Below are 14001 nucleotides of genomic sequence, written 5' to 3'. Positions count from 1 at the left end.
ACTATTATATTGCTGGCTGCAGTATTATCATAAATTTCCTTAATGAATTAATAAAAAGAGTGAGTTTGACATAACTTAATATTTTATTAGCATGATTCATTAATTTCATATAAATAAATTGAGATAATTTAACTGAAATATAAAATACGATTGTTAATGTTATTTGTTTTCAATAATAAAAACGGGATGAATATTTTGTTTTTACTTAATGATTTTAAAATGTAAATATACAAAATCAATAATAATAAAATATTAATTCTTGTGTTTTAATATCTTTATTTAAAAATGATAATTATTGCTAATGTATTTTTGTTTGGGATAATTTTAATATTATTAATAAATTCCTGAATATATTTATAATTTGGATTAAAACTTCATTGTTGTAAATAAAAATTTACACTATTTATATTTTATTTACACAATTGGATTGTGTTCTTTACGATGCATGATATGTTATTGGTCAAATACATAAAAATAAATTAACACAGAATGACAATTTGAGGAGACAGCCGAAATGTTCATACAAAAAGATGCACTTAATAACGTTCACATCAGTGGTGAACAAATTCTTATAACTCCGGCAGAACTAAAACAACAATATCCACTCAGTGGTAATGATCTGCATGCTATTGCAAATGCACGTAAAATAATTGCTGACATTATTCAGCATCGTGATCCCCGTTTGCTGGTCGTATGTGGTCCTTGCTCTATTCATGACGTGGATGCAGCTCTGGATTATGCTCATCGTTTGGCGGTACTTTCTTCTGAATTAAGTGACAGTCTGTACATCGTAATGCGTGTCTATTTTGAAAAACCTCGTACAACAGTGGGTTGGAAAGGTCTTATTAACGATCCGTTCATGGATGGTTCATTTGATGTGGAAGCTGGTTTGCATATTGCCCGTCGTTTACTAATTAGCTTGGTTAAAATGGGATTACCTCTTGCAACAGAGGCTTTAGATCCGAATAGTCCACAGTATTTAGGAGATTTGTTTAGTTGGTCGGCAATTGGTGCAAGAACGACAGAATCTCAGACGCACCGGGAAATGGCTTCAGGTTTGTCTATGCCGGTTGGTTTCAAAAATGGGACTGATGGTAGCTTGAGTACGGCAATTAATGCGATGCGTGCAGCCGCTATGCCACATCGTTTTATGGGAATAAATCAGTCAGGGCAGGTATGTTTGTTACAAACACAAGGGAATCCGAATGGACACATTATTTTACGTGGGGGTAAAACACCTAATTACAGCGCCGAACATGTAATGGAATGTGAACAGCAGATGATGAAGTCTGGATTATTGCCTTCCTTGATGATTGATTGCAGCCATGGTAACTCTAATAAAGACTTTCGTCGCCAAAGCGAGGTTGTAGATTCTGTAGCAGAGCAGATTATTTCGGGTAACCAATCTATCACTGGGATTATGTTGGAGAGCCATATTAATGAAGGTAACCAATCTTCTGAGCAACCTCGTAGTGAAATGAAATATGGTGTTTCAGTGACTGACGCTTGTATTAGTTGGCAGACTACAGAAGCAGTTCTGAGAAAATTGCATCAGCAAATCAGTCCGCAATTGTCGCAAAGAATTACGATATTGAAAAAAGCAGGATAATAAGTATGGTGGCTGAATTATCTCAATTACGGGACAAGATTGATGAAGTGGATAAAGCTTTGCTGGATTTACTGGCAAAGCGACTGGAATTAGTTGCAGAGGTTGGTGAGGTAAAAAGCCAAAATGGGTTGCCAATTTATGCGCCTGACAGAGAAACGGCGATGCTTGCTTCACGTCGGCAAGAGGCTGAAGATTTTGGTGTTCCACCGGATTTAATTGAAGATATTCTGCGTCGCATTATGCGGGAGTCTTATACCAGCGAAAATGACAAAGGATTTAAAACTCTTTGCCCTCAATTAGGGTCGATAGTCATTGTTGGTGGTTTGGGTAAAATGGGGAGACTGTTTGGTCGCCTGTTAACTTTGTCTGGTTATGAAGTTAAAAATCTGGAATCACAAGATTGGCCTGACGCAGAGCAGATTTTGGCTGGTGCAGGCATGGTCATTATCAGTGTACCTATTCATCTGACAGAAGAGGTTATTCGCCGTTTACCACCATTACCTGACCATTGTATTTTGGTGGATTTGGCATCTATCAAACAGAAACCATTACAGGCTATGCTTGATGTGCACAAAGGACCAGTACTGGGGCTACATCCTATGTTTGGGCCGGATGTAGGCAGCTTGGCAAAACAGGTTGTTGTTTACTGTGACGGACGCCAGGAGGAAGCTTATCAGTGGTTTTTGGAACAGCTGCTGATTTGGGGGGCTTGCCTACATCAGATGGATGCTGAACAGCATGATAAAAATATGAGTTTTATCCAGGTGTTACGCCACTTCACGACGTTCGCTTATGGGCAACATCTCGCACAGGAAGATACTGATTTACAACAATTATTATCAATATCCTCACCAATTTACCGCTTGGAACTGATTATGGTAGGGCGATTGTTTGCGCAAGATCCTCAGCTTTACGCTGATATTATTATGTCATCGCCAGAGAATATTGATCTTATACGTCGTTATCACCAAAGTTTTGGACAAGCGCTTGAGTTACTGGAAAACCAGGATAAACAGGCTTTTATCAGCAGTTTTAAAGATGTTAGTGAATGGTTTGGTGATTATGCGCTTCACTTTATGAAAGAGAGCAGAGTATTGCTTCAACAAGCGAATGATAGTCGTCAATAATTAAAAAGAACCGGATATCGAAATATCCGGTTCAGACCGCTGACAAACCCCATTGAAAATAATGGGGTTTGTTCCTTTCATTACGAATCATAATACAACTCATTTTCCTCATTGACCCGATTCAATCGCCCGTCAGGGCGTTATTTTCGCTTCGCGGGCATTGACTGGCTCGCCCTCCAGAGATAAAAACAACAAAGCATCGCGACCAGCAAGGCTATCTTCTTGATATTTTGGGCAGTTGCCGCCAAAAGACACTGTATTTGCACCTTCTGCAACCCGCGAAAATGGGCATAACGGTGCCCGTGATGTTGCTTCGCATCCGCAAAACTGCGCTCTATTGTTTCCTTTCGTCGCTTGTAAACTTTTTTACCCCATTCCGTTAGCCGGTTTTCTCTGGCCTGCTCTTTACTGGCCTCCCAGATATGACGGGTTATCGTTTTTCCGCCTTTCGCGTGCGTGCAGGCATCACGCTGCGGGCAACACTGGCAGATAGCCGCCGGGGCCTGATAATGCCGGTATCCCTGACGGTCGGTTGTGGTATAAATCAGTTTTTCTCCCTGCGGGCAGACATAACAATCCTGTAGCTGGTCATAGGTGAAATGTTTCTTCTGAAAGGTATTTGGTCCCTTATTCGGCCGGCGATAACCTATGATGGGGATAATGCCTAACTGTTCCGTCAGATAACAAACCGGGGCCGTAAAATAGCCCGCATCCAACCCAACCGCGAGGGGATTGAGAGCAAAACGCTCTAACTGACGCGTCAAACGCTTGATAAAAGGCTGGCTGTCGTGGACATTACCCGGTGTGGCGTAGGTATCGGTGATAATACCGACTTGCCCATCCACGGTACGGTGGTCAAGGTAAAAGAACCCCCTGGGTTTGTTGGTCCGGTGCATAAACCCGCTTTCCGGATCGACGATACTGACCTTCGTCTTTCTCTGCCGTTCCTTTAGGGCTGGCTTCAGGCTTTTTTTCCAGCTGCCGCCCGGTCTTGAGTGACGGCTTTATCCAGTGCGTCAACATAGGCGCCGGGGGGAACCGACCGCATGACATTCTCCGATTTATGCGGATTGGCACTGGCTTTCAGGTGGGTGCTGTCGGTATAGAGTACGTGTCCGCCCACAAATCCTTTGGCTATCGCCTGTTCAACAATGTGGTCAAAAATCTGTTGGAAGACCGCGGTATGATTGAAACGGCGGCGGCGGTTCTGGCTCAGGGTTGAGGCATCAGGGACCTTTTCTGTCAGTCCGAGGCGCAGAAACCAGCGGTAAGCCACATTAACCTGAATTTCCTGTACCAGACGGCGTTCACTGGGGACGCCAAACAAGTAGCCGAGTCACATCATTTTAATCAGCATGACCGGATCGATAGCAGGACGGCCATTATTGTGGCAATACAACGGGGCGACTAATTCGCGGATAAATTCGAAATCAATGGCAGCATCGACTTGACGGACCAAATGATTTTTAGGGACCAGCTCGTCAAGCGAGAGCGTTTCTGGCGGGAAAGTCTGGAGAGGGGGGGGTCTTAACATGGTGGCAAGCTCCGTTGAGTGAACGGAACTTAATTAAAACAAAATGCCGGATAAAAAACCAGCACTTTGTCAATAATCTGAACCGGATATCGAAATATCCGGTTCTTTTTAATCAGGATGGACTGACTGGAACTACACTTTCTGTTGGGTAACATCCCAATACTTTTAATGAATGAGTAATTTCCGCTAATGCTTTCAGGGCATGTTGCATATTGATTGAACGAATATTAGCCTGGACATCAATATAAAACATCTCTTCCCACGGATTTCCGCTAATCGGGCGAGATTCCAGTTTACTCATAATGATATTATGTTCTTTTAGCACCATAAGTGCATCTACTAACGCTCCCGCTTGTTGCCCAGTAGCCATAATAAATGTTGTTTTGGATGGTACCTGTTCTGAAACCTCAATAGGCTGACGGGCAACGATAATAAAACGGGTAATATTATGTGATTGATTTGCCAGATTTTGTTCCAGGACTTGTAACTGATAAAGCGCCCCACCGGCTTCACTGCCTAAAGCTGCAATTTCTGGTGAATTCTGTTCAGCGACTTTTTGCATAGCTGCGGCGGTGCTTTCGCAATATTTAATTTTCCAATGCGGGAATTGATTAATATATTGACTGCATTGTTGGAATGGTTGAGGGTGACTGTAAACCGTTTTTATCTGTGATAGTTCTGTATTTCTTGCAACTAGCAGGCAATGGTTAATGGGAATTGTTATTTCTCCTACAATTGACAAACTGGTATGTTGCAATAAGTCATAAACATCATTGATAGAGCCAGAACTGGTGTTCTCAATTGGTAAGATTCCGTAATCAGCCTGTCCGGTTTCAACCAAGGGGAAGATATCCTGGAACTTATGGCAACTGCATTCAATCAATTGATCAAAATGACGTGCTGCATATTGGCGGGCTGCGATATGAGAATAGGAACCACGAGGACCAAGGAATGCAATACGAGCTGAATCGTAGGGTGTTTGATTGAGGTGTTGCTGTAATAATGCTTGCTGAGTGAGGACAGAATCTTCGATGATCGTTTGAAACAGACGGGTGATATAGAAACCATCAAGCCCGTGGCTTTTTCCTTTTTTAATTAGAATATCCAATAGCTCCCGTTCACGATCTTTGTCTCTGATGGGACGATTATCCTGTAATTTAGTTTGTGCGATATCAGAGGCTAATTGGCGTCGTTCTGCCAGTAAAATCAGTAACTTTAAATCAAGTTCGCTGACTTTTTTCCGTATTTTCAGCAAATTGTTTTGATCCATAATGAGTTCCTAATTGGTTATTCATATTCTGACAATAATATGTTTGCAGTGGACAGAAAAAAGCCTCCCAATTGGGAGGCTTGCTGTTCGTCTTCTGGTTCTTTCTTCAAGGACGAAAGCCTCCCCTTAGGGGAAGGTAAAAAAGAAGGAGAAGAAAAACAGGTTTGTATTCATCATATTCACAGCCCATATAAACAATGTACTCTAATTAACCTTATGTTGTTGTTTCTGTCAATAAAAAAACGCGCCCAAATCGGACGCGTTAGAGACAAGCCATAGTTATTTTATTGTTGTGTTTCTGGATCAAGATTTGATTCTTTAACACTGTTATAAGTACGGCGTGCTTCTCCTTTATGTTGTACTTTATTTAACTGACGTTCCAGTTTTGCTAACAATTCATTGATGGCAACATACATATCTTCATGCTTTGCACCCGCAACTAACGTACCATTTGGTATACTTATGGTTGCATCAGCCATAAAAACCTGAGGGCCTTTTGATAGAATAATATGAGGATTTATCAGGTTTACTTGCCATTTATTCAGTTTACTCAGACGGTTTTCTACGTGGTTGCGAATTGCCGGGGTAATCTCCATTTGTTTGCTGGTAATGTTCACTATCATATAGTTACCTCTCATTATTGATTATCCACCTTCAATAATTTCAGCATACATTCCTTTTTCATGGAAAATGTGATCTAAATCACCTTTAATCAGATGTGTGGCAAGTAGTTGAAGTAATTGTGATTAGCGATAAAAATACGAAGAATATCTATTGCGGAATGAAAGTTTATGAGACATTATTGATAAGTTGAGTCTTTATTAACCCTCTTGATAAACAGCCCTTTTTTGTGTTTTATTAAGTAAAAAATAAAACAGCAGCCGGAACTGCTGTTTTATTTTGTCTGCTTCTTTATGTTGGATTAGCAGCAATGAGTTTTGCTACTTTATCTGCCTGTGCCGTTAAACCCAAACGCGTATAAGCCTTTTCCATATAAGGTAGTGCCTTCAGGGTTGACTGTGTGTCAGGATAATCTCGCAGCATTTGTTCCGCTCGATTTACCACCGCAACATAAGCGCCGCGTTTGTTATAATATTCCACAACAGAAAGTTCATATTTCGCCAGGCGCTCTTTGATGGACACTAAACGTTTACTGGCATCGGCAGCATATAGACTGTTAGGATAATAACGTACTAATTGGCTAAAATCCCTGAATGATGCCCTGGCATGTTCAGGGTCACGATCTGAGCGGTCAATGCCGAAGAAACTTTGCAGTGCGCTGTTATCCAATGTTTGTGAGGTTAATCCGCGCATATACAGAACATAATCAATGTTGGGGTGAGTTGGGTTTAGGCGCATGAAGCGGTCAATGGAAGCTAATGCCATTGCCAAGTCAGAGGATTTATAATAAGCATAAATCAGATCAAGTTGTACTTGCTGTGAATAAGGGCCAAATGGATAGCGGTTATCGAGGGTTTCCAATTGCGAGATCGCAGGTTTATAGTCACCGTTTTGCAGCTTTTTCTGACTAGCGGAGTAAATTTCCGAAGGTGGGCTGTCTGGGACAGCATTTTTACTACCAGAGCACCCGGCAAGTACCAGGCTCAATGTGGCTGCTGCCACCAGATGTTTTATGCGTATCATCACGTGTTGATTATCCTCTGAGTGTTTTTCTGGGAGACTATCCATGAAGCTCCCGGCAAAAGATCGAGTTACAATAGCACACTATATTAAATTAATCGGCTCTGCCGTCAAAACTCAACGTAAGTGTAGAAACAATATATGGCACAACAAATACGACTTAATACAACAGTCGCCGATTCTCAGCTCGGTCAACGTTTAGATCAGGCTTTGGCCGAATTGTTCCCTGATTATTCAAGATCACGCATAAAAGATTGGATCTTGGACGACAGAGTTCAGGTTAATGGCAAATTAATCAATAAGCCAAAAGAAAAAATGCTTGGAGGTGAAGAAATCTCAATTGATGCCATCATTGAGGAAGATGCACGTTGGGAACCTCAGAATATTCCGTTAGATATTGTCTATGAAGATGATGATATTCTGGTAATAAATAAGCCACGTAATTTGGTTGTTCATCCAGGTGCGGGAAATCCAGACGGTACAGTATTAAATGCTCTGTTATATCGTTACCCTGAAATAGCCGATGTTCCCCGGGCGGGTATTGTTCACCGCCTTGATAAAGATACGACAGGGCTTATGGTCATTGCTAAAACTGTTCCTGCTCAAACCCGTTTAGTGGAATCACTCCAACTGCGCGAAATTACCCGCGAGTATGAAGCTGTAGCGACAGGTCGTATGACTGCTGGTGGAATAGTTGAAGAGCCTATTTCGCGTCACCCGACAAAACGTACACATATGGCAGTACATCCGATGGGAAAACCTGCGATTACCCGCTATCGGGTGATGGAGCATTTCAGGGCACATACCCGTTTGCGTTTGCGGTTGGAAACAGGTAGAACGCATCAGATACGTGTCCACATGGCCCATATTAGTCACTCGTTGGTGGGAGATCCTCTGTATGGTGGTCGTTCTCGTCCTTTGAAAGGCGCTTCCGATGAATTCCGCGATGTGATGCGTAACTTTGATCGTCAGGCATTGCACGCCACAATGCTACGTCTTTATCATCCGATTACCGGAATTGAAATGGAATGGCATGCTAACTTACCTGAAGATATGGTTATTCTGATTAATGCATTAAAAGCAGATGCAGAAGCATTTAAAGACGAAATGGATTGGTAAATGACGCCGCTTATTTTTCCAAACTGGTCACAACCGCCGACAGTAAAAGCCTGTAGTTCCACCCGCTTGGGAGGAATCAGTTTGTCACCTTATGATAGTCTGAATCTTGGTAAGCATGTTGGCGATGAGCCTGATGTGGTTGAACAAAACAGGCATATTCTGGCTAAAGTGGCAGAATTGCCTCAACAGCCGGCCTGGTTAGAACAGGTTCATGGCACTCGTGTTGTAAGTCTTGATGGTCAGCCAGTGGAAGATAATAAAGCTGATGCTGTTTACACCAACATTCCCGGGCAGGTTTGCGCTGTGATGACAGCAGATTGCCTGCCTGTACTGTTTTGTAGTTCTGCTGGTGATGAGGTTGCAGCCGCTCATGCTGGTTGGCGTGGTCTATGCGCTGGAGTGTTAGAAAATACGGTTGCTCAATTTAAAACTAAGCCTGATCAGATTCAAGCTTGGTTAGGACCGGCAATTGGCGCGAAAGCATTTGAAGTTGGCAGTGAAGTTATGGAAGCGTTCATTGCACAGGATTCTGATCTAAATAAAGCTTTTATGCCTTTTGGTGAGAAATATTTAGCAGATATATATTTGCTGGCAAAATTAAAATTGCAATCTGTTGGTATAAAAGCGATTTTTGGCGGGATTGAGTGTACTGTTAGTAATAAAGAGAAATTTTTCTCTTATCGTCGTGATGGGATCACTGGACGTATGGCAACTTTAATCTGGCTGATATAACCTATCCCATAGGGCGATCCACTGGCGCATAAGAGAATGCCTCATAATTTGCTTTTCAGAATCACCTTGAATATTTGAGGAATGGCCTCATTTAATCTCCAGTAGCAAAATTCTGAAATCAGTATTGGAGGTGTTATGCGTCTGGATCGTCTTACTAATAAATTCCAGCTTGCTCTCGCTGACGCCCAGTCCTTTGCGCTGGGACATGATAATCAATTCATCGAACCAATTCACTTGATGAGCTCACTGTTAAAACAAGAAGGTGGCTCTGTTCGTCCGTTATTAATATTAGTTGGAATCGATGCAGGCTGTTTCAGCAATCAGCTTGAGCAGGCTTTAGAACGTTTGCCGCGGGTACAGGGTGTTGGTGGTGATGTGCAACCATCTAATGGCTTAATTCGTCATTTAAATCTGTGTGACAAACTAGCACAAAAAGCGGGGGATAATTTTATTTCCTCAGAATTATTTGTTCTGGCAGCGCTGGAAGAGCGTGGCACATTGAGTGACATATTGAAAACTGTCGGAGCAACAAAAGAAAAAGTCACTAAGGCAATAGAACAAATGCGTGGTGGTGAGAAAATTAATGACCAGGGCGCGGAAGATCAACGTCAAGCTCTTAAGAAATATACCATTGATCTGACCGAACGTGCTGAACAAGGCAAACTTGATCCGGTGATTGGCCGTGATGAAGAAATTCGCCGCACTATTCAAGTATTGCAACGCCGTACCAAAAATAATCCTGTCTTGATTGGTGAACCTGGAGTCGGTAAAACGGCCATTGTCGAAGGGCTTGCTCAACGAATTATTAATGGAGAAGTCCCTGAAGGGCTGAAAAATAAGCGGGTTCTTTCTCTGGATATGGGGGCATTGTTAGCAGGAGCTAAATATCGTGGTGAATTCGAAGAGCGATTGAAAGGTGTGCTGAATGATCTTTCTAAACAGGAAGGCAGTATCATTCTGTTTATTGACGAATTGCATACTATGGTTGGTGCAGGTAAAGCTGAGGGGGCAATGGATGCCGGTAACATGCTGAAACCCGCTCTGGCCCGCGGTGAACTTCACTGTGTAGGCGCAACTACATTGGATGAATATCGCCAATATATTGAAAAAGATGCGGCACTGGAACGTCGTTTCCAAAAAGTCTACGTTGCAGAACCTTCAGTAGAAGATACCATCGCTATTTTGCGTGGTCTGAAAGAACGTTATGAACTACATCATCATGTACAGATTACAGACCCTGCGATTGTCGCGGCAGCAACTTTATCTCATCGTTATATCTCAGATCGTATGTTGCCGGATAAAGCTATCGACCTGATTGATGAAGCTGGTGCCAGTCTACGTATGCAAATGGACTCAAAACCTGAAACGCTGGACCGTCTGGAACGTCGGGTTATTCAATTAAAGCTGGAACAGCAGGCACTGAGAAAAGAATCTGATGATGCCAGTAAAAAACGGCTTGAAATGCTCAATGAAGAGCTGGTTGAGAAAGAACGTGAATATTCTGAACTAGAAGAAGAATGGAAAGCTGAGAAAGCTGAGCTTACTGGTACTCAGAATATAAAAGCAGAACTGGAAAATGCCCGTATCAGTCTGGAACAAGCTCGCCGTAGTGGTGATTTAGCGAAGATGTCTGAAATTCAGTATGGGAAAATACCTGGGCTGGAGAAACAGCTTGCCGCAGCCACACAAGCTGAAGGTAAGCCTATGAAACTGCTCCGTAACAAAGTGACCGATGCGGAAATTGCTGAAATTCTTGCTCGTTGGACGGGTATTCCTGTTTCCAGAATGCTTGAGAGTGAAAAAGATAAGCTGCTGCGTATGGAACAAGAATTGCACAAACGAGTTATTGGTCAGGATGAAGCGGTAGATGCGGTATCCAATGCGATTCGCCGCAATCGGGCTGGATTATCTGATCCAAATCGTCCGATTGGTTCATTCTTGTTCCTTGGCCCAACCGGAGTGGGTAAAACTGAGTTATGCAAAGCTTTGGCTAATTTCCTGTTTGACAGCGATGATGCAATGGTGCGTATCGATATGTCTGAATTTATGGAAAAGCATGCAGTATCACGGCTTGTGGGAGCGCCCCCAGGATATGTTGGTTACGAAGAAGGCGGTTATTTGACGGAGGCTGTTCGTCGTCGGCCTTACTCTGTTATTTTGCTTGATGAGGTGGAAAAAGCGCATTCGGATGTTTTTAACATTTTGTTGCAGGTGCTGGATGATGGTCGATTGACTGATGGGCAAGGTCGTACTGTTGATTTCCGTAACACGGTTGTGATCATGACTTCTAACCTGGGTTCAGACATGATTCAAGAGCGTTTTGGTAACCTAAATTATGGCGAAATGAAAGATATGGTGATGGAAACTGTTAGCCATCATTTCAGACCAGAGTTTATTAACCGTATTGATGAGGTTGTTGTGTTCCATCCGTTAGGACGTCGGCATTTGTCAGCAATTGCAGATATTCAATTGCAACGTTTGTACAAACGTCTGGAAGAGCGTGGCTATCAGGTTACTATTACTCAGCAAGTGTTGGAAATGCTAGGAGAGGCTGGGTTCGATCCTGTGTATGGGGCACGACCATTGAAACGAGCTATCCAGCAGGAAATCGAAAACCCATTAGCTCAAAAGATACTTTCTGGTCAGTTATTACCAGGAAAACCAGTTACTCTGGATGTGGAAAATAGCCATATAGTGGCAAAACAATAACTTTATACTTAACTGAAGATATTAAAGAGGTAGGGAACTGCCTCTTTTTTTGCCATTTTGTGCAAGGAATCGCAATTCAGCACTGTTTTTGCTTAATTGGCGAGCGATCGGATTCTTTTTGTAATTAAACGCTTGCCAGCGCCGAAGAACTCCCTATAATGCGCCACCACTGACCGACACAACGCTGACAAAACGTGTGAGGCCAGGCAGAACAAAGCAAATAAGCGCTTGACTCTGCGGGCGAAAAGCGTAGTATACGCAGCCCGGCTGAACGAGAATATTACTTTTTATTTCAGCCTGCTCTTTAACAATTAATCAGACAATCTGTGTGGGCACTCACAAGACGGTATCACAAAAGAATACACTAAAGTCTTAAAGAGTGAACAACAGTTAATTCATAACGAATGAACAGTCAGTTTCTTTGAGCATCAAGCTTTTAATCGAAGAGTTTGATCATGGCTCAGATTGAACGCTGGCGGCAGGCCTAACACATGCAAGTCGAGCGGTAACAGGAAAATGCTTGCATTTTTGCTGACGAGCGGCGGACGGGTGAGTAATGTCTGGGGATCTGCCCGAGGGCGGGGGATAACCACTGGAAACGGTGGCTAATACCGCATAATGTCGCAAGACCAAAGTGGGGGACCTGAAAGGGCCTCACGCCCGCGGATGAACCCAGATGGGATTAGCTGGTAGGTAGGGTAATGGCCTACCTAGGCGACGATCCCTAGCTGGTCTGAGAGGATGACCAGCCACACTGGGACTGAGACACGGCCCAGACTCCTACGGGAGGCAGCAGTGGGGAATATTGCACAATGGGCGCAAGCCTGATGCAGCCATGCCGCGTGTATGAAGAAGGCCTTCGGGTTGTAAAGTACTTTCAGCGGGGAGGAAGGATATCGCTTGAACAGAGCGGTATGTTGACGTTACCCGCAGAAGAAGCACCGGCTAACTCCGTGCCAGCAGCCGCGGTAATACGGAGGGTGCAAGCGTTAATCGGAATGACTGGGCGTAAAGCGCACGCAGGCGGTCAATTAAGTTAGATGTGAAATCCCCGGGCTTAACCTGGGAACGGCATCTAAGACTGGTTGGCTAGAGTCTCGTAGAGGGGGGTAGAATTCCATGTGTAGCGGTGAAATGCGTAGAGATGTGGAGGAATACCGGTGGCGAAGGCGGCCCCCTGGACGAAGACTGACGCTCAGGTGCGAAAGCGTGGGGAGCAAACAGGATTAGATACCCTGGTAGTCCACGCGGTAAACGATGTCGATTTGGAGGTTGTTCCCTAAGAGGAGTGGCTTCCGGAGCTAACGCGTTAAATCGACCGCCTGGGGAGTACGGCCGCAAGGTTAAAACTCAAATGAATTGACGGGGGCCCGCACAAGCGGTGGAGCATGTGGTTTAATTCGATGCAACGCGAAGAACCTTACCTACTCTTGACATCCTCAGAATTTGCTGGAGACAGCGAAGTGCCTTCGGGAACTGAGAGACAGGTGCTGCATGGCTGTCGTCAGCTCGTGTTGTGAAATGTTGGGTTAAGTCCCGCAACGAGCGCAACCCTTATCCTTTGTTGCCAGCACGTAATGGTGGGAACTCAAAGGAGACTGCCGGTGATAAACCGGAGGAAGGTGGGGATGACGTCAAGTCATCATGGCCCTTACGAGTAGGGCTACACACGTGCTACAATGGCGGATACAAAGTGAAGCGACCTCGCGAGAGCAAGCGGAACACATAAAGTCTGTCGTAGTCCGGATTGGAGTCTGCAACTCGACTCCATGAAGTCGGAATCGCTAGTAATCGTAGATCAGAATGCTACGGTGAATACGTTCCCGGGCCTTGTACACACCGCCCGTCACACCATGGGAGTGGGTTGCAAAAGAAGTCGGTAGCTTAACCGTTTGGAGGGCGCTGACCACTTTGTGATTCATGACTGGGGTGAAGTCGTAACAAGGTAACCGTAGGGGAACCTGCGGTTGGATCACCTCCTTACCTGAGATGCGGTTGAGTGCAGTGCTCACACAGATTGTCTGATGAAAGTCGAGCAAGACGCGTCTGCGAAGCCGGCCATTGTGTCCCCTTCGTCTAGAGGCCTAGGACACCGCCCTTTCACGGCGGTAACAGGGGTTCGAATCCCCTAGGGGACGCCACTTGCGGTGATGACGGGTGAAAGCCGTCGTCGTGTTATCGTTAAGCGGATTTCTGATGAAGTCGGTTTAACGATAAATGCTCTTTAACAATCTGGAACAAGCTGAAAATTGAAACCGTC

Annotated in this window: 8 protein-coding genes, 1 tRNA gene, 1 rRNA gene, 1 pseudogene and 1 other annotated feature; of the genes and pseudogenes, 7 read left to right on the top strand and 4 right to left on the bottom strand. The window is 44.0% G+C overall.

From position 1 onward, the window contains the following. Positions 1-514: 514 nt before the first annotated feature. Together VY86_RS01530 and tyrA are read left to right on the top strand one after the other, a co-directional pair. Complete coding sequence (locus tag VY86_RS01530; protein WP_046973683.1) at positions 515-1609, top strand: 3-deoxy-7-phosphoheptulonate synthase; 1095 nt, start codon at positions 515-517, stop codon at positions 1607-1609. A 5-nt stretch (positions 1610-1614) separates the two neighbouring features. After that, positions 1615-2736, top strand: a complete 1122-nt coding sequence (tyrA, locus tag VY86_RS01525; RefSeq protein ID WP_046973682.1) for a bifunctional chorismate mutase/prephenate dehydrogenase — start codon at positions 1615-1617, stop codon at positions 2734-2736. A 140-nt stretch (positions 2737-2876) separates the two neighbouring features. Here tyrA and VY86_RS22850 read toward each other — a convergent pair. From VY86_RS22850 to bamD, 4 genes and pseudogenes are all read right to left on the bottom strand, one after another. Next, positions 2877-4270 (bottom strand): annotated as a pseudogene (locus tag VY86_RS22850) (IS5-like element ISPlu14 family transposase). A 112-nt stretch (positions 4271-4382) separates the two neighbouring features. Then, positions 4383-5540 (bottom strand): bifunctional chorismate mutase/prephenate dehydratase, encoded by a 1158-nt coding sequence (gene pheA, locus VY86_RS01510; RefSeq protein WP_046973680.1) that lies wholly within the window; start codon positions 5538-5540, stop codon positions 4383-4385. A 54-nt stretch (positions 5541-5594) separates the two neighbouring features. Then, positions 5595-5715, bottom strand: a sequence feature (Phe leader region). 109 nt (positions 5716-5824) lie between these two features. Then, positions 5825-6163 (bottom strand): ribosome-associated translation inhibitor RaiA, encoded by a 339-nt coding sequence (raiA, locus tag VY86_RS01500; protein WP_031281420.1) that lies wholly within the window; start codon positions 6161-6163, stop codon positions 5825-5827. A 289-nt stretch (positions 6164-6452) separates the two neighbouring features. Beyond that, complete coding sequence (bamD, locus tag VY86_RS01495; protein WP_046976646.1) at positions 6453-7184, bottom strand: outer membrane protein assembly factor BamD; 732 nt, start codon at positions 7182-7184, stop codon at positions 6453-6455. A gap of 138 nt (positions 7185-7322) precedes the next feature. Here bamD and rluD point away from each other — a divergent pair, with 138 nt between their 5' ends. The 5 genes from rluD (at position 7323) to VY86_RS01470 (ending at position 13882) form a co-directional block, all read left to right on the top strand. Beyond that, positions 7323-8300: a 23S rRNA pseudouridine(1911/1915/1917) synthase RluD gene (gene rluD, locus VY86_RS01490; protein ID WP_046973678.1), complete on the top strand. Its 978-nt coding sequence runs from the start codon at positions 7323-7325 to the stop codon at positions 8298-8300. After that, complete coding sequence (gene yfiH, locus VY86_RS01485) at positions 8301-9032, top strand: purine nucleoside phosphorylase YfiH (protein ID WP_046973677.1); 732 nt, start codon at positions 8301-8303, stop codon at positions 9030-9032. Positions 9033-9167: 135 nt separating this feature from the next. Then, the gene (clpB, locus tag VY86_RS01480) at positions 9168-11741 is read left to right on the top strand and encodes an ATP-dependent chaperone ClpB (RefSeq protein WP_046973676.1); all 2574 of its coding nucleotides are present in this window, start codon (positions 9168-9170) and stop codon (positions 11739-11741) included. A gap of 437 nt (positions 11742-12178) precedes the next feature. Then, a 16S ribosomal RNA gene (locus VY86_RS01475) occupies positions 12179-13724 on the top strand. Between the two features lie 82 nt (positions 13725-13806). Then, positions 13807-13882 (top strand) — tRNA-Glu (locus VY86_RS01470). The last annotated feature ends 119 nt before the right edge of the window (positions 13883-14001 follow it).

It is taken from the genome of Photorhabdus thracensis (genome assembly GCF_001010285.1).
Lineage (GTDB): Bacteria > Pseudomonadota > Gammaproteobacteria > Enterobacterales > Enterobacteriaceae > Photorhabdus > Photorhabdus temperata.
Note: the sequence above shows the minus strand (reverse complement) of the source record. Positions and strands in the feature narration are given on the sequence as shown.

Excerpts from the sequence above, each read along its gene's own strand:
- clpB (WP_046973676.1), top strand. The coding sequence starts at position 9,168 with ATGCGTCTGGATCGTCTTACTAATAAATTCCAGCTTGCTCTCGCTGAC.
- raiA (WP_031281420.1), bottom strand. The coding sequence starts at position 6,163 with ATGATAGTGAACATTACCAGCAAACAAATGGAGATTACCCCGGCAATT.
- pheA (WP_046973680.1), bottom strand. The coding sequence starts at position 5,540 with ATGGATCAAAACAATTTGCTGAAAATACGGAAAAAAGTCAGCGAACTT.
- rluD (WP_046973678.1), top strand. The coding sequence starts at position 7,323 with ATGGCACAACAAATACGACTTAATACAACAGTCGCCGATTCTCAGCTC.
- VY86_RS01530 (WP_046973683.1), top strand. The coding sequence starts at position 515 with ATGTTCATACAAAAAGATGCACTTAATAACGTTCACATCAGTGGTGAA.
- bamD (WP_046976646.1), bottom strand. The coding sequence starts at position 7,184 with ATGATACGCATAAAACATCTGGTGGCAGCAGCCACATTGAGCCTGGTA.
- yfiH (WP_046973677.1), top strand. The coding sequence starts at position 8,301 with ATGACGCCGCTTATTTTTCCAAACTGGTCACAACCGCCGACAGTAAAA.
- tyrA (WP_046973682.1), top strand. The coding sequence starts at position 1,615 with ATGGTGGCTGAATTATCTCAATTACGGGACAAGATTGATGAAGTGGAT.